The sequence below is a fragment of the Streptomyces sp. RLA123 genome (assembly GCF_056270165.1).
In genome coordinates this window covers 3,836,363-3,853,555 of sequence record NZ_JBWDOR010000003.1, presented here as the reverse complement: position 1 = coordinate 3,853,555, position 17,193 = coordinate 3,836,363, and the positions used below count along the sequence as shown (strand labels likewise).

At 72.3% G+C, this 17,193-nt stretch carries 15 protein-coding genes and 1 pseudogene; 8 read left to right on the top strand and 8 right to left on the bottom strand.

What is annotated here, in order from left to right:
* The first annotated feature begins 140 nt into the window (after window positions 1-140).
* A complete protein-coding gene (locus tag RV983_RS17520) occupies window positions 141-488 on the top strand; it encodes a WhiB family transcriptional regulator (RefSeq protein WP_475986709.1) in 348 nt (115 codons plus the stop codon).
* On the opposite strand, the gene bagB is transcribed toward RV983_RS17520, so the two are convergent.
* Together bagB and bagA are read right to left on the bottom strand one after the other, a co-directional pair.
* Entirely contained in the window at window positions 470-1,852 is a 1,383-nt protein-coding gene (gene bagB / locus RV983_RS17515) for an ATPase BagB (RefSeq protein WP_475986708.1), read from the bottom strand. The genes RV983_RS17520 and bagB overlap by 19 nt on opposite strands.
* A gap of 17 nt (window positions 1,853-1,869) precedes the next feature.
* On the bottom strand, window positions 1,870-2,850 hold the full coding sequence (gene bagA / locus RV983_RS17510) for an ATPase BagA (protein ID WP_475986707.1): 981 nt from the start codon (window positions 2,848-2,850) through the stop codon (window positions 1,870-1,872).
* A gap of 71 nt (window positions 2,851-2,921) precedes the next feature.
* On the opposite strand from bagA, the gene RV983_RS17505 reads away from it, so the two are divergent.
* From RV983_RS17505 to RV983_RS17490, 4 genes are all read left to right on the top strand, one after another.
* On the top strand, window positions 2,922-3,083 hold the full coding sequence (locus tag RV983_RS17505; RefSeq protein ID WP_106965770.1) for a DUF4177 domain-containing protein: 162 nt from the start codon (window positions 2,922-2,924) through the stop codon (window positions 3,081-3,083).
* Window positions 3,080-3,550, top strand: coding sequence for a RidA family protein (locus RV983_RS17500; RefSeq protein ID WP_475986706.1), 471 nt, complete (start codon window positions 3,080-3,082; stop codon window positions 3,548-3,550). Before RV983_RS17505 ends, RV983_RS17500 begins: the two co-directional genes overlap by 4 nt.
* A 112-nt stretch (window positions 3,551-3,662) precedes the next feature.
* Window positions 3,663-4,538 carry an NUDIX hydrolase gene (locus tag RV983_RS17495; protein ID WP_475986705.1) on the top strand — a complete coding sequence of 292 codons (876 nt, stop codon included), beginning with the start codon at window positions 3,663-3,665 and terminating at the stop codon, window positions 4,536-4,538.
* A complete protein-coding gene (locus RV983_RS17490) occupies window positions 4,535-5,359 on the top strand; it encodes an MBL fold metallo-hydrolase (protein WP_475986704.1) in 825 nt (274 codons plus the stop codon). Before RV983_RS17495 ends, RV983_RS17490 begins: the two co-directional genes overlap by 4 nt.
* Window positions 5,360-5,453: 94 nt before the next feature.
* Here RV983_RS17490 and RV983_RS17485 read toward each other — a convergent pair whose 3' ends face one another.
* Window positions 5,454-6,128 (bottom strand): Crp/Fnr family transcriptional regulator, encoded by a 675-nt coding sequence (locus RV983_RS17485; RefSeq protein WP_475986703.1) that lies wholly within the window; start codon window positions 6,126-6,128, stop codon window positions 5,454-5,456.
* Window positions 6,129-6,382: 254 nt separating this feature from the next.
* On the opposite strand from RV983_RS17485, the gene nth reads away from it, so the two are divergent.
* The 3 genes from nth to RV983_RS17470 are packed head-to-tail and all read left to right on the top strand — an operon-like array spanning window position 6,383 to window position 9,130.
* On the top strand, window positions 6,383-7,204 hold the full coding sequence (gene nth / locus RV983_RS17480; protein WP_475990359.1) for an endonuclease III: 822 nt from the start codon (window positions 6,383-6,385) through the stop codon (window positions 7,202-7,204).
* Complete coding sequence (locus tag RV983_RS17475; protein ID WP_475986702.1) at window positions 7,201-7,905, top strand: NUDIX hydrolase; 705 nt, start codon at window positions 7,201-7,203, stop codon at window positions 7,903-7,905. The genes nth and RV983_RS17475 overlap by 4 nt, the downstream gene beginning before the upstream one ends.
* Window positions 7,906-7,927: 22 nt before the next feature.
* Window positions 7,928-9,130: a MarP family serine protease gene (locus tag RV983_RS17470; RefSeq protein WP_475986701.1), complete on the top strand. Its 1,203-nt coding sequence runs from the start codon at window positions 7,928-7,930 to the stop codon at window positions 9,128-9,130.
* A 336-nt stretch (window positions 9,131-9,466) separates the two neighbouring features.
* On the opposite strand, the gene RV983_RS17465 is transcribed toward RV983_RS17470, so the two are convergent.
* The 5 genes and pseudogenes from RV983_RS17465 to RV983_RS17445 all read right to left on the bottom strand — a co-directional run bounded on the left by RV983_RS17465 (window position 9,467) and on the right by RV983_RS17445 (window position 17,093).
* Window positions 9,467-10,390, bottom strand: a complete 924-nt coding sequence (locus RV983_RS17465; protein WP_475986700.1) for an alpha/beta fold hydrolase — start codon at window positions 10,388-10,390, stop codon at window positions 9,467-9,469.
* Window positions 10,391-10,402: 12 nt separating this feature from the next.
* On the bottom strand, window positions 10,403-10,876 hold the full coding sequence (locus RV983_RS17460; protein ID WP_475986699.1) for a phage holin family protein: 474 nt from the start codon (window positions 10,874-10,876) through the stop codon (window positions 10,403-10,405).
* A gap of 58 nt (window positions 10,877-10,934) precedes the next feature.
* Window positions 10,935-12,344 (bottom strand): Na+/H+ antiporter NhaA, encoded by a 1,410-nt coding sequence (nhaA, locus tag RV983_RS17455; protein ID WP_475986698.1) that lies wholly within the window; start codon window positions 12,342-12,344, stop codon window positions 10,935-10,937.
* A gap of 227 nt (window positions 12,345-12,571) precedes the next feature.
* Window positions 12,572-14,533, bottom strand: a complete 1,962-nt coding sequence (acs, locus tag RV983_RS17450; protein ID WP_475986697.1) for an acetate--CoA ligase — start codon at window positions 14,531-14,533, stop codon at window positions 12,572-12,574.
* A gap of 210 nt (window positions 14,534-14,743) precedes the next feature.
* Window positions 14,744-17,093: pseudogene (locus RV983_RS17445) on the bottom strand (SulP family inorganic anion transporter).
* Window positions 17,094-17,193: the final 100 nt, after the last annotated feature.

The following is a 17,193-nucleotide window of genomic DNA, read 5'->3' as shown; positions in this document are numbered from 1 at the left end:
AGTCCGTTCGGGCCATTCAAGATTGGGCCTGAAAGGGCTGTTGCGTCGTGCCCACCTTCCGTAACGTCCTCAACTGGCAACGGTGAATATGCCGCTTGCCGCCGTGGGGGAGCCTCGATTCGGGAGAGGACGGCGCCAGCATGAGCAGCTGGGTTACGGACTGGAGTACGCAGGCCGCGTGCCGCACGACGGATCCGGACGAGCTTTTCGTCCAGGGAGCGGCCCAGAACAGGGCCAAGGCGGTGTGCACGGGATGCCCGGTACGCACGGAGTGCCTGGCCGATGCCTTGGACAACCGGGTGGAGTTCGGTGTCTGGGGCGGGATGACCGAGCGCGAGCGCAGGGCACTGCTGCGCCGGCGCCCCACGGTCACCTCGTGGCGCAGGCTGCTGGAGACCGCACGCACGGAGTACGAGCAGAGCACCGACGTGCACCTGGGCGACGACGACTACGACGGTGAGTACGACGACTACGCGGCCGTCGGCTGACCCTGCGCGAGGCGTTCGCCGATCTCGCGCAGGCCCTTCAGGTCGTGCACGTCGCCCGGCAGGGCGGCCACGTCGACCATGGGTACCTCGGGGTGTACGGAGACGAAGCGGTCGCGAGTGCGTCGTTCACGCGCGACCAGCTGCATCCGCTCGGCGTGGAGGCGCAGCAGTCCGGCGGCAAGGCGGTCGGCGCTCCACGGATCCGCGTCCGGATCGGTGGGGCCGGAAGTGCTGTGTTCCGTGCTGAGGGTCCCTTCGGTGCCGTCGGCCGTACGGAGTCCAGCCTTCCCGCCGGGCTGATCCACAATGCCGCTGTTTTGAAGATTTTCTGTGGATTCGTCAAACTCCCTGGTCAGTCGGGGAGTTGACGGATTCTCCCCGTCGGGGTGATCCCACTCGGCGGTCATGGCGTCGCCTTCGCCGGTGCCGTCAGCGGTGTCTGAGGCGTCATCGCTGAGCGCCTCCGCCGCGGCCAGCGCCCGTTCCGCCGTCAGCTGCGCCGCGCTGCTGCCGTGCACACGGTTCAGCACGAGCCCGGCCAGCGGCATGTCCTCCGCGGCCAGCCGTTCCACGAAGTAGGCCGCCTCGCGCAGCGCGTCCCGCTCCGGCGCCGCGACCACCAGGAACGCGGTGCCGCTCGCCTGGAGCAGCTTGTACGTGGCGTCCGCCCGGGAGCGGAAGCCGCCGAACATCGAGTCCATCGCCGCCACGAAGGTCTGCACGTCCTTGAGCAGGTGGGCGCCCATGACCTTGCTGAGCGTGCCGGTCATCATCGACATCCCGACGTTCAGGAACTTCACCCCGGCCCGTCCGCCGACCTTCGCCGGGGCCATGAGCAGCCGGATGAAGCGACCGTCCAGGAAGGACCCCAGCCGCTTGGGGGCGTCAAGGAAGTCCAGGGCCGACCGGCTCGGGGGCGTGTCGACCACGATCAGGTCCCATGCGTCCAGCGCCCGCAGCTGGCCCAGCTTCTCCATCGCCATGTACTCCTGCGTGCCGGCGAAGCCCGCGGAGAGCGACTGGTAGAAGGGGTTGTCGATGATCGCGCGGGCCCGGTCGGGATCGCTGTGCTGCACCACGACCTCGTCGAAGGTCCGCTTCATGTCGAGCATCATCGCGTGCAGTTCACCGCCCGCGGACTCGTCGATGCCGGCGACCCTGCGAGGGGTGTTGTCCAGCTCCGTGAGCCCCATGGACTGGGCCAGCCGGCGCGCCGGGTCGATGGTCAGCACGACGGCCTTCCGGCCCCGCTCGGCGGCGCGCACGCCCAGGGCGGCGGCAGTGGTCGTCTTGCCGACCCCGCCGGAGCCGCAGCACACGACGATCCGGGTCCTCGGATCGTCCAGCAGTGCGTCGATGTCCAATACCGGACTGTCCAGACTCACGCGACCCCCAGCCCCTGTTTCCGCAGATTTTCAGCCAATCGGTACAACCCGCCGAGATCGACGCCGTCGGCCAGCTGCCCCAGTTCGTACGACGGCAGGCCGAGCCCGGCCAGCTCCTCGCGCTGGGCGTGCTCCAGCGCCACCCGTTCGGCGTGCTCGTGCGCCTGCGCGAGCAGGGGGTCGAGCAGCCGCTCCGCCTGCCCGCCGCGGCGGGCGCCTCCGAGGCCGGCCTGGGAGAGCGCCTTGGCGAGGGCGGTGCGCCGCCCGCTGCTCGCGGCTGCCACGGCGTCGCCGTCCATCACGACCGGGCGGACCATGTTGATGATCACGGCACCGGTGGGCAGACCGGCCGCGTGCAGCTCCGCCACGCCGTCCACGGTCTCCTGCACCGGCATCTCCTCCAGGTGCGTGACCAGGTGGACCGCGGTGTCGGGGGACTTCATCACCCGCATCACGGACTGCGCCTGATTGTGTATCGGACCGAAGCGGGCCAGCCCCGCGACCTCGTCGTTGACGTTCAGGAAGCGGGTGATCCGGCCGGTCGGCGGTGCGTCGAGGACGACCGCGTCGTACGTCCGCCAGCCCGCGCGGTCCTTGCGGCGCACGGCCTCGCACACCTTGCCGGTGAGCAGCACGTCCCGCACGCCCGGGGCGACGGTGGTCGCGAAGTCGATGGCACCGAGCTTCTTCAGGGCCCGGCCGGCGCGGCCGAGCTTGTAGAACATGTCGAGGTAGTCCAGGAGCGCCTGTTCGGCGTCGATGGCCAGCGCGTGCACCTCGCCGCCGCCCGGGGCGACGGCGATCTTCCGCTCCTCGTACGGCAGTGTCTCCGTCTCGAAGAGCTGCGCGATGCCCTGGCGCCCCTCCACCTCGGCCAGCAGAGTGCGCCGTCCCTCGGCGGCGAGAGCCAGCGCCAGCGCGGCGGCGACGGTCGTCTTACCCGTCCCGCCCTTGCCCGTCACGATGTGCAGCCTCACACCTTCGAGCCTAACCAGTGGAGGGCGGGGCTACTCGGGGACTGGGCTGTGCGAGGCATTACAGTCCCCTCATGACCAAGTGGGAATACGCGACCGTGCCGCTGCTGGTGCACGCGACGAAGCAGATTCTGGACACCTGGGGCGAGGACGGCTGGGAGCTCGTCCAGGTCGTTCCCGGCCCCAACAACCCCGAGCAGTTGGTGGCGTACCTCAAGCGGGAGAAGGGCGCGTGAGCGCCGTCGAGCAGCGGCTCGTCGACCTCGGGCTGACGCTGCCCGAGGTGGCGGCGCCCCTGGCGGCGTACGTGCCCGCGGTGCTGTCCGGGTCGTACGTCTTCACGTCGGGCCAGCTCCCGCTGGTCGACGGCAAGCTGACGACCTGCGGCAAGGTCGGCGCCGAGGTCACCCCCGAGCAGGCCAGGGAACTCGCGCGCACCTGCGCGCTCAACGCCCTGGCGGCGGTCAAGTCCGTGGCCGGCGACCTCGACCGGGTGAAGCGGGTCGTCAAGGTCGTCGGTTTTGTCGCCTCCGCCCCCGATTTCACCGGGCAGCCCGGGGTCGTCAACGGCGCGAGTGAGCTGCTGGGTCAGGTCCTCGGCGACGCAGGCGTCCACGCGCGCAGCGCGGTCGGTGTGGCGGTGCTGCCCCTGGACGCCCCCGTCGAGGTGGAGATCCAGGTCGAGCTGACGCCCGCGGGCTGACCGCCCGCGGCCGCCGGCCGGCGGTCCAGGGGGGTACGACCCCCTGGACGCCGGGCGCCCCGACGGGGGCGCCCTATCGAACATCCCCGCTCAAGCGCATAGCATCCGCCCCATGACCACCACGAACGGCCAGTGGTTCCCGCCCAGCTGGCCCGAGCGGATCAGGGCGCTCACCCAGGGCACGCTGCAGCCCGTCGAGCCCCGGCGGGCGGCCACCGTGCTGCTGCTGCGCGACACCGGGCGCGGCCCCGCGGTCCACATGCTGCGCAGGCGCGCCTCCATGGCGTTCGCCGCGGGCGCTTACGCCTACCCCGGGGGCGGGGTGGACCGGCGCGACGAGCGCCCGGTCGCGTGGGCCGGTCCGGCGCCGGAACGGTGGGCGCGGCGCCTGGGCGAGGGCCTGGGGCCGGCCGAGGCGCAGGCCATCGTGTGCGCCGCGGTGCGCGAGACGTTCGAGGAGTCCGGGGTGCTGCTGGCAGGCGCCGACGAGGGCTCGGTCGTCGACGACACCACCGGCGAGGACTGGGAGGCGGACCGCCGTGCGCTGGTCTCCCGCGAACTGTCCTTCGCGGACTTCCTGGCCCGCCGCTCGCTGGTGCTCCGCTCCGATCTGCTCGGCCCCTGGGCGCGCTGGATCACCCCGGAGTTCGAGGAGCGCCGCTACGACACCTGGTTCTTCCTGACGGCGCTGCCGCCCGGTCAGCGGACCCGCGACGTGTCGGGGGAGGCCGACCGCACGGAGTGGCTGCGCCCCGAGGAGGCCGTCGCCGGTTACGACCGCGGCGAAATGGTCATGCTGCCGCCGACGATCGCGACGCTGCGCGGGCTGCTTCCGTACGACTCCGCCGAGGCGGCCCTGGCGGCCGCCGGGGAGGGCCGCCGGGACCTGGCACCGGTGCTGGCGAGGGCCGAACTCGTCGGCGAGGAGATCGTGCTGAGCTGGCCCGGCCACGAGGAGTTCACCAAGCGCATGGGAGCCGGCGAATGACCTCGGCCCTGCCTCCGGGCTACCCCCGCGCCACGGTCGGCGGCCGTGCCACCGAGCGCGCGCTGTGCGTGCTGGCCCCGAACCCCTCGCCGATGACGTTGGACGGCACCAACACCTGGATCGTCGGTGAGCCGGACTCCGACCTCGCCGTCGTCATCGACCCCGGTCCGCTGGACGAAGGGCACCTGAACACCGTCGTCTCCACGGCCCACTCCCTCGGGAAGCGGATCGGCCTGACCCTGCTCACCCACGGCCACCCCGACCACGCCGAGGGAGCGGCCCGCTTCGCCGAGCTGACCGGCACGGCCGTACGGGCCCTGGACCCGGCGCTGCGCCTGGGGGACGAGGGCCTGGGCGCGGGGGACGTCATCACCACCGGCGGCCTGGAACTGCGCGTCGTGCCCACCCCCGGGCACACCGCGGACTCCCTGTCCTTCCACCTCCCGGCCGACGGGGCGGTGCTCACCGGCGACACCGTCCTCGGCCGCGGCACGACCGTCGTCGCCCACCCCGACGGCCGCCTCGGCGACTACCTCGACTCCCTGCGCCGGCTCCAGGCGCTGGCCATGGACGGCGGTGTCACCACCGTCCTGCCCGGGCACGGGCCGGTGCTGACCGACGCGCGCGGCGCGGTCGAGTTCTACCTCGCCCACCGCGCCCACCGCCTCGCCCAGGTCGAGACCGCCGTCGAAGGGGGGCGCGCCACTCCGTCCGAGGTCGTCGCGCACGTGTACGCGGATGTGGACCGGGCGCTGTGGCCGGCGGCCGAGCTGTCGGTGCGGGCACAGATGGACTACCTGCTGGAGCACGGGCTGATCTGAGCCCGCGGCGGCCCCGGACCCGTCCGGCGCCGGAACGCGCAAGGGGCGCCCACCTTGGGTGGGCGCCCCTTACGGATGTTGCGGATCTACGGGGTCAGCGCGAGCGCTTGGCCAGTCGCTCGACGTCCAGCAGGATGACCGCGCGGGCCTCCAGGCGCAGCCAGCCGCGGCCCGCGAAGTCGGCGAGTGCCTTGTTCACGGTCTCGCGCGAGGCGCCGACCAGCTGGGCCAGCTCCTCCTGCGTCAGGTCGTGCACGACGTGGATGCCCTCCTCGGACTGCACGCCGAAGCGGCGCGACAGGTCCAGCAGCGCCTTGGCCACGCGGCCCGGCACATCGGAGAAGACCAGGTCCGACATCACGTCGTTGGTGCGCCGCAGACGGCGCGCCACGGCCCGCAGCAGGGCGGTGGAGACCTCGGGCCGGACGTTGAGCCAGGGCTGGAGGTCGCCGTGCCCGAGGCCCAGCAGCTTGACCTCGGTCAGTGCGGTGGCGGTCGCGGTACGCGGGCCGGGGTCGAAGAGCGACAGCTCACCGATCAGCTCGCCGGGGCCCACGACGGCCAGCATGTTCTCGCGGCCGTCGGGGGAAGTGCGGTGCAGCTTCACCTTGCCCTCGGTGACGACGTACAGCCGGTCCCCGGGTTCACCCTCGTGGAACAGCGAGTCGCCGCGCGCGAGCGTGACCTCCGCCATCGAGGCGCGCAGTTCAGCGGCCTGCTCATCGTCGAGCCCCGCGAATAGCGGTGCGCGCCGCAGAACGTCGTCCACGTGCTCTCTCCTTGTCGACATCGCTGGGTCGGTCCCCATCATGCCCGACGGTAAAACAGTGCGATCAATCACAAGTCTGTCTTATGTGCTCGCGGGCGAGCGCCCCGGGGGTCCTTTCGGGGGCCGGATCGTGGCAGTCCGGGGCGATTGTCGGTGCCGAGGCTTAGGCTGGCCGGGTGTCTGATACGCCGAGCGTGCGCAGGAAACAGCAGGGTGGAGGGGCCGGGAGGGTGACCGTGGCGGGCGATTCAGCCCTGAGCGAACAGGCCCCCGCGAAGCCCGCCGGCGGCCGTGCGCGAGGTGCCCGGAAGCCCGAGTCGCGTCTCGCCATGGTGCGCCGGGCCCGCCGCATCGACCGCGAACTCGCCGAACTGTATCCGTACGCCCACCCCGAGCTCGACTTCGAGAACTCGTTCCAGCTCCTGGTGGCCACGGTGCTCTCCGCGCAGACCACCGACCTGAGGGTCAACCAGACCACCCCCCGGCTCTTCGAGAAGTACCCGACGCCGGAGGACCTGGCGGCGGCCGACCCGGAGGAGCTGGAGCAGCTGATCCGCCCCACGGGCTTCTTCCGTGCCAAGGCGCGCTCGCTGCTCGGCCTGTCCGCCGCGCTGCGCGACCGCTTCGGCGGCGAGGTCCCGGGCCGGCTGGAGGATCTGGTCACCCTGCCCGGCGTCGGCCGCAAGACGGCCAACGTCGTCCTGGGCAACGCGTTCGGCGTCCCCGGCCTCACCGTCGACACCCACTTCGGCCGGCTCGCCCGCCGGTTCGGCTGGACCGCCTCCGAGGATCCGGAGAAGGTCGAGCAGGACGTCATGGCGATCTTCCCGAAGAGCGAGTGGACGATGGTGTCCCACCGGCTGATCTTCCACGGCCGCCGGATGTGCCACGCCCGCCGCCCGGCCTGCGGGGTCTGCCCGATCGCCCCGCTGTGCCCGTCGTACGGGGAGGGCGAGACCGACCCGGAGAAGGCGAAGAAACTGCTGAAGTACGAGATGGGCGGTGCCCCGGGCCAGCGGCTGAAGCCGCCCCCCGGTTTCCCGGGCAAGGCGGCGCCCCCGCTGGAGGTGGAGTGACCGGAGCACGGCACGACGTCAACGGCGCCCATGGCATCAACGGCGTCGAGGTGCGGCGCGAGGGGCTGCCCGAGTGGCTGGAGCCGGTGGCCCGCGCGGCCGACGCCGTACAGCCGGAGCAGCTGAGCCGCTTCCTGCCGCCGCCCACCGGGGGCCGGGCCTCCGCGGTCCTCGTGCTCTTCGGGGCGGGCGGCACAGGAGAACGCCCCGAACTGCTCCTGATGGAACGCGCGGCGTCCCTGCGCTCGCACGCCGGGCAGCCGTCCTTCCCCGGTGGTGCGCTCGACCCCGCGGACGGCGACCCGGAGGGCGCGGGACCGCTGCGCGCCGCGCTGCGCGAGGCGTGGGAGGAGACCGGCCTCGACCCGTCCGGGGTGCAGCTCTTCGGCGTGCTGCCGCGTCTGTACATCCCGGTGAGCGGCTTCGTGGTGACGCCGGTGCTGGGCTGGTGGCACACCCCCAGCCCGGTGGGCGCGGTCGACCTTGCCGAGACCGCGCGGGTGTTCGCGGTGCCGGTCGACGAGCTGACCGACCCCGCCAACCGCGTCACGGTCCGGCACCCCAGCGGTTACCGCGGGCCGGCGTTCGACGTCGGGGGCGCCCTGGTGTGGGGCTTCACGGCGGGCCTGATCGACCGGATTCTCCACTTCGCGGGCTGGGAGCGGCCTTGGGATCGGGCAAAGACGGTCCCACTGGGTTGAGTGGCCATGAGACGGTGTGCGGGTGAATGTGCTGGACATCGTGCTGTTGCTGGCCGCCGTGTGGTTCGCGATCGTGGGCTACCGCCAGGGATTCATCGTCGGCGTGATGTCGGTGATCGGCTTCCTCGGCGGTGGGCTGGTCGCGATCTACGTGCTGCCCGCGATCTGGAACGAGGTCACGGGCGACTCCGCCCCGGGCACGGTCGCGGTGGTCGCCGCGGTGGTCCTGGTGATCGTGTGCGCCTCGGTGGGTCAGGCGTTCACCACGCATCTGGGCAACAAGGTCCGCACACACGTCAGCTGGTCCCCCGCCCGCGCCATCGACGCCATCGGCGGGGCCCTGGTCAATGTCCTGGCCATGCTGCTGGTGGCCTGGCTCATCGGCTCCGCCCTCGCCACGACCACCACGCTGCCGACCCTGGGCCGCGAGGTCCGCTCGTCCAAGGTGCTGCTCGGGGTGGCGCGGATCGTGCCGCCGGCCGCCGACAGCTGGTTCACCGACTTCAGTTCCGCCCTCGCGCAGAACGGACTCCCCCAGGTCTTCTCGCCGTTCGGCACCGAACCGATCACCGACGTTCCCGCACCGGACCCCGCGCTGGCCGGCAGCCGGATCGTCGGCGAGGCCCGGCGCAGCATTGTGAAGGTCGTAGGCACGGCACCGAGCTGCGGCAAGGTGCTGGAGGGCACCGGCTTCGTCTTCGCGCCGCACCGGGTGATGACCAACGCCCATGTCGTCGGCGGCGTCGACAACCCCACCGTGCAGATCGGCGGTGAGGGCCGGGTGTACGACGGCAAGGTCGTGCTCTACGACTGGCAGCGCGACATCGCCGTCATCGACGTGCCCGCGCTGACGGCGCCCGCGCTGACCTTCACCGGCGGCGACGCCAAGTCACGCGACGACGCGATCGTGGCCGGCTTCCCGGAGAACGGCGGCTTCGACGTCCGCGCCGCCCGGGTGCGCGGCCGCATCTCGGCGACCGGCCCGGACATCTACCACCGCGGCACGGTCCACCGCGATGTCTACTCCCTGTTCACCCTCGTACGGCAGGGCAACTCCGGGGGACCGCTGCTGACTCCCGACGGGCGGGTGTACGGCGTCGTGTTCGCCAAGTCGCTGGACGACGCGGACACCGGCTACGCCCTGACGGCGGATGAGGTCCGGGCCGACGTCCAGGCCGGGCGTACGGCGAACCGGCAGGTCGACACGCAGGCGTGTGCCCTGTGAGAGCCCGTGCGGGCGGGGTGCTTCCGCCGGTGGCGGGGGAGTTCGTCAGCCGCTGCGGGTATGCCGCAGGCGGGCGCCGACCCATCGGGCCCTGCGCTTGAGGATATGCGGGATGCCGAGCCCCGAGTCGCCCGGTCGGTGGTCCGGGGCCGCGGTCCCGGTGATGATGCGCGCTCCGTTGGCGCGGCGATCGCGTGACACGTCACGGTAGTCGTGCGTCCAGCCCATACCGAGCTGTCTGCCCGGGGTCCAAGGTCCGTAATCGCCTGCGGGTCGATCAATTGGCCTATGCGTCCGGCATTTGGCTGATGGTCATATGGGATTAACGGCGGATGATCAGCGGTCGGGCTCGGGGTCCTTCAGCCAGTTGATCAGCTCGGCCGAGAACGCCGCCGGGTCCTCCTCGTGCGGGAAGTGCCCGAGACCGTCGAACAGCCGCCAGCGGTAAGGCGCCTCGACGTACTCGCCGCTGCCCGCGGCGTGCCGCGCGCGCATCGCCGGGTCGAGCGAGCCGTGCAGGTGCAGCGTCGGCACCCGTACCGGGCGCTTCATCCGGCGGTTGAACTGGAAGCCGTCCACCCGGGCCAGCGAGCGCACCATCCAGCGGTACGGCTCGATCGAGCAGTGCGCCGTGGACGGGATGCTCATCGCGCGCCGGTAGACCTCGACGGTCTCGTCGTCCGGGACCCGCGGTCCTGACCAGTCCCGCAGCAACTGCCCCACGAGCGCGGCGTCGTCCGCGACCAGTCGGCGCTCGGGGATCCACGGCCGCTGGAAGCCCCACACGTACGCCCCCGCCGCGCTGTGCCGCAGGTCCGACAGCATCGCCGTGCGCCAGCGCCGCGGGTGGGGCATCGAACTGACCGCCAGTCGGCGCACCAGCTTGGGCCGCATCGCCGCCGCCGTCCACGCCAGGTAGCCGCCGAGGTCGTGGCCGACCAGCGCGGCGTCCGGCTCGCCGAGCGAGCGGATCACGCCGGTGACGTCGAGCGCCAGGTTCGCCGGGTCGTAGCCGCGCGGGGTGCGGTCGCTGCCGCCCACTCCGCGCAGGTCCATCGCGACCGCGCGGAAACCCGCGTCGGCCAGGGCCGTCAGCTGGTCCCTCCAGGTCCACCAGAACTGCGGGAAGCCGTGCAGGAGCAGCACCAGCGGTCCGTCGCCGGCTTCGGCGATGTGGAAACGCGCCCCGTTGGCCGCGACGTCCCGGTGGGTCCAGGGCCCGTCGATCCGTACCACCGAGGAACTGTCAGCGACCGTCATGCCTTGAGCGTGTCATACCTTGGCCTCCAGCGTGTCTTCCGTTTCCGAGGGCCGAGGGTGCGGCTTGACGCCCTGGAGCACGGCCGCGGTCTCCTTGGCGGAGGCGATGCTGCGTTCCGGCTTCTTGATCTTCTTGAACTTCGACATCGCCAGCAGGCCCAGCAGGCCGGCCAGCACCAGGAAGGCACCGCCGACGATCAGGAACGACCAGGCGAGCCCCAGGCCCAGGTTGTGGATGCCGTACGCGGCCGCGAAGCTCAGCACGGGCAGCGCGAACAACGCGAGGACGCCGGCCGCCCCGATCGCCCCGCCACCGATGCCGGCGCGCTTGGCGTCCTGCCGGAGTTCGGCCTTGGCGAGGGCGATCTCCTCGTGGATCAGCTCCGAGAGATCCGCCGTGGCCGCGGCGAAGAGCTGGCCGAGACTGCGGCTGCCGTTCGCGGTCGCCGTCACCACCACGGGCTTGTCCACGTCCGCTGGGCTCATCGCGTCCTCCGTCGTTCGTCGCATTGTCGTGAAGTCATAACGGGCAAGTGGGTTACGGCTACCCCCTGATCATGCCCGACTCATCCTCGTCCGCGCCGCCGGAGCGCGCCACTTCCGCGAGCCTGCGGTGCTCGGCGGCCCTCGCCTCGTGGATGGCTGCCATGCGCAGATGGAACTCCGGGTTGCCCCATTCGTAGACGTCCGGGATGCCGTCCAGGTCGGTGTCCCGCTCCTCGTCCTCGCACATGCGGCGGTACTTGTTGTCGCGCAGCTTCAGCAGGACGGCGGCGCACGCGGCCGCTGTGCACGAGCCCACCAGCACCGCCGCCTTGACCTCCGGCGCCAGCACCTCGTCCCCGGCGAAGGCCAGCTCGCCGATGAGCAGCGACACCGTGAAGCCGATCCCGGCGAGCGAGGCCACGGCCAGCACGTCCGCCCACGCGAGGTCGGGATTGAGCTCCACCCTGGTGAACCGGGCCGCGAGCCAGGTGCCGCCGAAGACGCCCACCGCCTTGCCGACGACCAGGCCGAGCACCACACCCAGCGTCTCCGGACGGGTGAACACCTGCCCGAGCGCTCCCCCGGTGACCGGCACCCCGGCCGAGAAGAGCGCGAACAGCGGCACCGCCAGCCCCGCCGAAACGGGCCGCACCAGGTGCTCGATCCGCTCGCCCGGCGACTCCTTCTCGCCCTCGCGGTGGTGGCACCGCAGCATCAGGCCCATCGCCACGCCAGCGATGGTGGCGTGCACCCCGCTGGCGTGCATCAGCCCCCAGTTGGCCACGGCCAGCGGCACGTAGAAGTACCAGCCGCGCACCTCCTTGCGCAGCAGCAGCCAGAAGAGGGCGAGGCCGGCGACGGCCAGGCCCAGCGCCGCGAAATCGATCCCGCTGGTGAAGAAGACCGCGATGATCAGGATCGCGAGGAGGTCGTCCACGACGGCGAGCGTGAGCAGGAAGGCGCGCAGCGCGGAGGGCAGCGAGGTGCCGAGCACCGCCAGTACGGCGAGCGCGAAGGCGATGTCGGTCGCCGTCGGCACCGCCCAGCCCTGCATCGAGCCCCCGCCCGCCGCGTTGACCACCGCGTACACGGCCGCGGGCACCGCCATGCCGCAGACGGCGGCGATGACGGGCAGCGCCGCGGCGGAGGGAGTGCGCAGTTCGCCGACGACCAGCTCGCGCTTGAGCTCGATGCCGGCGACGAAGAAGAACACCGTCAGCAGGCCGTCCGCGGCCCAATGGGACACCGACAGATCCAGGTGCAGCACGGCGGGACCGAAGTGATGGCCGAGGGTTGCGGCGTACGAGGCGCTCACGGGGCTGTTCGCCCAGACCAGCGCCGCCACGGCCGCCATGAGCAGCAGCACGCCGCCGACGGTCTCCGCACGCAGCGCCTCGGCGACGTAGTTCCGCTCCAGGAGCGGGATCCGCCCCAGGAAGACGGAACGGCGGCGGTTGGACGCGTTCACGGGTGGACCTCCGGTCGGGTGCGGCAATGGCTTTTCACCTCGCCGACCAGACTTCCCGGCACACCCAGTTCTCTGTCGCGTTTCTGACGCGCGTCCAGCCTCACGGGCGGGGCTGCCGGGCTGCTCCGGTGCTGTTCACATTACGGACATCCCGCAGGAGCCGCAGGATCCGCGCGGACAGACGAAAGGCCCCCTGAGGGGCCCGTCGCCTGTGCCGCGGAGTGTGCTCAGTCCTCGCCGGGGGCGGAGGGGAGCTTGGCCTGGATGAGGTCCATGACCGTGGAGTCGGTCAGCGTCGTGACGTCCCCGAGCTGACGGTTCTCGGCGACGTCCCGCAGCAGCCGGCGCATGATCTTGCCGGAGCGGGTCTTCGGCAGCTCCGCCACCGTGAGGATCCGCTTCGGCTTGGCGATCGGGCCGAGCGTCCTGCTCACATGGTCGCGCAACTGGGCGATCAGCTCGTCGCCGTCGTCGCCCACGGCGGCGCCGCGCAGGATCACGAACGCGACGATCGCCTGGCCGGTGGTGTCGTCGGCGGCGCCGACGACGGCGGCTTCGGCGACCTTCGGGTGCGAGACGAGCGCCGACTCGACCTCGGTGGTGGAGATGTTGTGGCCGGACACCAGCATCACGTCGTCGACCCGGCCGAGCAGCCAGATGTCGCCGTCGTCGTCCTTCTTGGCACCGTCCCCGGCGAAGTAGCGGCCCTCGAACCGGGACCAGTAGGTGTCCAGGTAGCGCTGGTCGTCGCCCCAGATGGTGCGGAGCATCGACGGCCACGGCTCGGTCAGGACGAGGTAGCCGCCGGCCCCGTTGGGCACCTCGCGCGCCTCGTCGTCCACCACGGTCGCGGAGATGCCGGGGAGGGGGCGCTGCGCGGAGCCGGGCTTGGTCTCCGTCACGCCGGGCAGCGGGGAGATCATCATGGCGCCGGTCTCGGTCTGCCACCAGGTGTCCACGATCGGGCAGCGGCTGCCGCCGATGTGCTCGCGGTACCAGATCCACGCCTCGGGGTTGATCGGCTCGCCGACGCTGCCCAGGACGCGCAGCGAGGACAGGTCGAACTTGGCGGGGATGTCGTCGCCCCACTTCATGAAGGTGCGGATCGCGGTGGGCGCCGTGTAGAGGATCGAGACCCCGTACTTCTGGACGATCTCCCAGAAGCGCCCCTGGTGCGGGGTGTCGGGGGTGCCCTCGTAGAGCACCTGGGTGGCGCCGTTGGCCAGTGGCCCGTACACGATGTACGAGTGGCCGGTCACCCAGCCGACGTCGGCCGTGCACCAGTAGACGTCGGTCTCCGGCTTGAGGTCGAACACCGCGTGGTGGGTGTAGGCGGCCTGGGTGAGGTAGCCGCCGGAGGTGTGCAGGATGCCCTTGGGCTTACCGGTCGTGCCGGAGGTGTAGAGGATGAACAGCGGATGCTCGGCCTCGAAGGCCTCCGGGGTGTGCTCGGTGCTCTGCGCCTCCAGCGCCTCGTGCCACCACACGTCGCGGCCCTCGGTCCAGGCGACCTCCTGGCCGGTGCGGCGGACGACCAGCACCTTGCTCACGCTCTCGGTGCGGTCGACGGCGTCGTCCACGGCGGGCTTGAGCGCTGAGGGCTTGCCGCGGCGGTAGCCGCCGTCGGCGGTGATGACCAGCTTCGCGTCCGCGTCCTGGATGCGGGCGGCCAGGGCATCGGCCGAGAAGCCGCCGAAGACCACCGAGTGGGCGGCGCCGATGCGGGCGCAGGCCAGCATCGCCACGACGGTCTCGGGGATCATCGGCATGTAGACCGCGACCCGGTCGCCGGCCTGGACGCCGAGCGCGGTCAGCGCGTTGGCCGCCCGGCTGACCTCGTCCTTCAGCTCGGCGTAGGTGACGGCCCGGGTGTCGCCGGGCTCGCCCTCGAAGTGAAGGGCCACGCGGTCGCCGTGGCCGGCCTCCACGTGCCGGTCGACGCAGTTGTACGCCACGTTCAGCGTGCCGTCGGCGAACCATTTGGCGAACGGCGGGTTCGACCAGTCCAGCGTCTCGGTCGGCTCCTTCGCCCAGGCCAGCCGGCGGGCCTGGGCCGCCCAGAAGCCCAGCCGGTCCTCGTCCGCCTGCCGGTAGGCCTCCGCGGTGACGTTGGCGCCGGCCGCCAGGCCCGCGGGCGGAGCGAACCGGCGCTCCTCCTTCAAAAGGTTGGCCAGGCTCTCGTTGCTCACGCCGTGCTCCTTCGCAGGGGTCCTCGTGTGTCCCAGGCCATAGCTCACCAGCACAGGGGCGGGATGACAAGGGCTCGCGGCGAATATTGGTTTAGACCTGTCCTCGGAACGCTGCCAGGGGCCCGCGCGTACCCCGGCCCGCCGGCGGGTGACCGGCGGGCCGGGGGACAGTGGGTGCGGCGGGTGCCGGGATGCGGCGGGTGCGGCGGGTCAGCGGACCGGGGCCGGTTCCTCCGGTTGTACGGCGGCGAACGTGCCGGTCCCGGCGTCGAGGACGTACGCCTGGGCCTCCGCGACGTGGAAGTACATGCCGTTCAGCTGGAGGGACCCCTCGGCCACCCTGCGGGCGACGCAGGCGTGCGCCATCAGATGGTCGAGCTGCTGGACGACATTGACGAGGCAGAGCCGTTCGAGTTCGTCGGTCACCGGGCGGTCGGCGACCGCGACCTCGCCGCGCCCCAGCCGGCCGATGCGCTCCCACCGGGCCAGACTCGGCCGCCCGTGCCGCAGCCAGCGCGCCAGCGGGGTCTGCGCGCCCGGATCGCGGCCGGCCGCCGCCGAGCAGTGCCTGCATCGCGCCGCAGCCGGAGTGGCCGCACACGGTGATGCTGTCGACCTTCAGCACCTCCACCGCGTACTCGATGGCCGCGCCGACCGAGTCGCACGAGGCGTCGTCACCGGGTGGCGGCATCAGATTGCCCACGTTGCGCACCGTGAAGAGGTCGCCGGGACCACTGGAGGTGATCATGCTGGTGACCAGGCGGGAGTCGGCGCAGGTGAGGAAGAGCTGGGTGGGCCGCTGGCCTTCCCGGGCGAGCCGCGCCAGTTCCTCCCTGACCAGCGGGGCCGTGTTGCGCTGGAAGGCGCTGAGCCCGCCGACCAGCTGTCCGGCCCCGCCCGATCCGGCGCCCGGCCTGGTGCAGTGGTGGTTGCGCCACGGTGTCCACGGGCGGCACGCGTGTGTGCTCGCCGGGACCGTGATCGGCGTACCGGTGGGGCCGGTGAGTGTCGCCCAGCCGCCGCGCGCCCGGTGCGCCTCGCACCAGTGGTGCAGGGTCTCGTACGCCGCGTGGTCCATGAAGGAGCCGTCCAGCGTGACCACCGCGTTGGCCCCGTCCGGCACCTCCGCCAGCGACCGGGTCAGCCGGGGCACCGCGAGGAACGTCAACTGCCCGCGTACGTGCACCCGGTGGACCCCGGACTCCTCCGAGACCGTGATCCGGGTGTGGGTCAGCCGCCGCAGCGACAGGAAGACCGCCACCACGATGCCGGTCGTGACGCCCGCGAGGACGCCGAAGGCGACGACCGCGACCAGCGTGGCCGCGTACACCGGGAACTCCCGGTGCCGCTGCACATGCCTGATGTGCGCGAAGCTCACCATCTTCATGCCGACCACCATCACCAGCGCGGCGAGCGCGGCCAGCGGGATCAGCTCCAGCACCCCGGCCAGCAGCCCGGCGCACACCAGCACCCACACGCCGTGCAGCACGGTGGCCCGGCGTGTGCGGGCGCCCGCGGCGACGTTCGCCGAGCCGCGGATCGCGCCGCCGGCCACCGGCAGGCCGCCGAGCAGTCCTGAGACGACGTTCGAGGCGCCCTGGCCGAGCAGTTCGCGGTTCAGATCGGCGCGGCCGCCGGTGCCGTCGCCCGGCTCGGCGCGGCCCGTGCGCAGCTTGTCGATCGCCACCGCGGACAGCAGCGACTCCATGCTGGCCACCAGCGTGACCGTCAGGACGGCGGCGGCGATACCGGCGACCGGCCCCTGGGGCAGGCCCGGCATGGCCACCGCGTGCAGCGCGGGGAGCTCCACCCGGGGCAGCACGATCGGCACGCCGACCGCCGTGGCCGCCGCGATCGCGGCCAGCGGTGCCGGAACGGCGGAGCGCATCGCGCGCCCCGCCCTGCCCGGCAGCCGGGGCCACAGGACGAGGACGGCCACGGTCACCGCGCCGACCAGCAGCGCCCCGGGATGCGGCGCGGCCAACTGCCGTGGCAGTGCGGCCAGATTGGCCAGGGCCGAGCGGTCCGGCTGCCCGCCGAGGGCGACATGGAGCTGGGCGATGGCGATGGCGGCGCCGATGCCGGCCAGCATGCCGTGCACGATCGCGGGGCTGACGGCGAGTGCCGCACGGGCCACCCGAACGACCCCGAGGGCGAGTTGGCAGACGCCGGCGAGCACGGTGATGGCGCAGGTGGTGCGCCAGCCGTAGCGGTGGACGAGGTCGGCGGTGACCACGACCAGGCTGGTGGCGGCACCGCTGACCTGGAGCGGGGCGCCGCCGAGCAGCCCGGCGACGATGCCGCCCACCGCCGCCGCGACGAGCCCGGCCTGCAGCGGGGCGCCGGTCGCGAGGGCGATGCCCAGCGACAGCGGGACGGCGATCAGGAAGACCGCGACGGAGGCGGACAGATCGTGCCGCCATACGACGGCGGGACGGCCGTCGCGGGCCCCCTGCGACGGCTGGGGAAGCGGCCCGGGGGCACGCGGTGGTTCCTTCGGGGAGCCCTGGCTGCGGGGACGGCCGGGCGGCTGGGCTTTCGGCTGGTGCGTGGGGTGCATGTTCCCGTCTCCTCCGGGGCGGCGCGGCTGCGTGCGGTGTGCGCGTACGCGGTCGTGGTCACGGCTGTGCGGCGGGTGCTGTGCTGCGGTGCAGCTGCCG

Bases quoted from the DNA above. Each gene is read 5' to 3' on its own strand.
- RV983_RS17490 (WP_475986704.1), top strand. From the start codon at position 4,535: ATGACCTCGGCCCTGCCTCCGGGCTACCCCCGCGCCACGGTCGGCGGC.
- RV983_RS17495 (WP_475986705.1), top strand. From the start codon at position 3,663: ATGACCACCACGAACGGCCAGTGGTTCCCGCCCAGCTGGCCCGAGCGG.
- RV983_RS17505 (WP_106965770.1), top strand. From the start codon at position 2,922: ATGACCAAGTGGGAATACGCGACCGTGCCGCTGCTGGTGCACGCGACG.
- RV983_RS17460 (WP_475986699.1), bottom strand. From the start codon at position 10,876: ATGAGCCCAGCGGACGTGGACAAGCCCGTGGTGGTGACGGCGACCGCG.
- RV983_RS17465 (WP_475986700.1), bottom strand. From the start codon at position 10,390: ATGACGGTCGCTGACAGTTCCTCGGTGGTACGGATCGACGGGCCCTGG.
- RV983_RS17520 (WP_475986709.1), top strand. From the start codon at position 141: ATGAGCAGCTGGGTTACGGACTGGAGTACGCAGGCCGCGTGCCGCACG.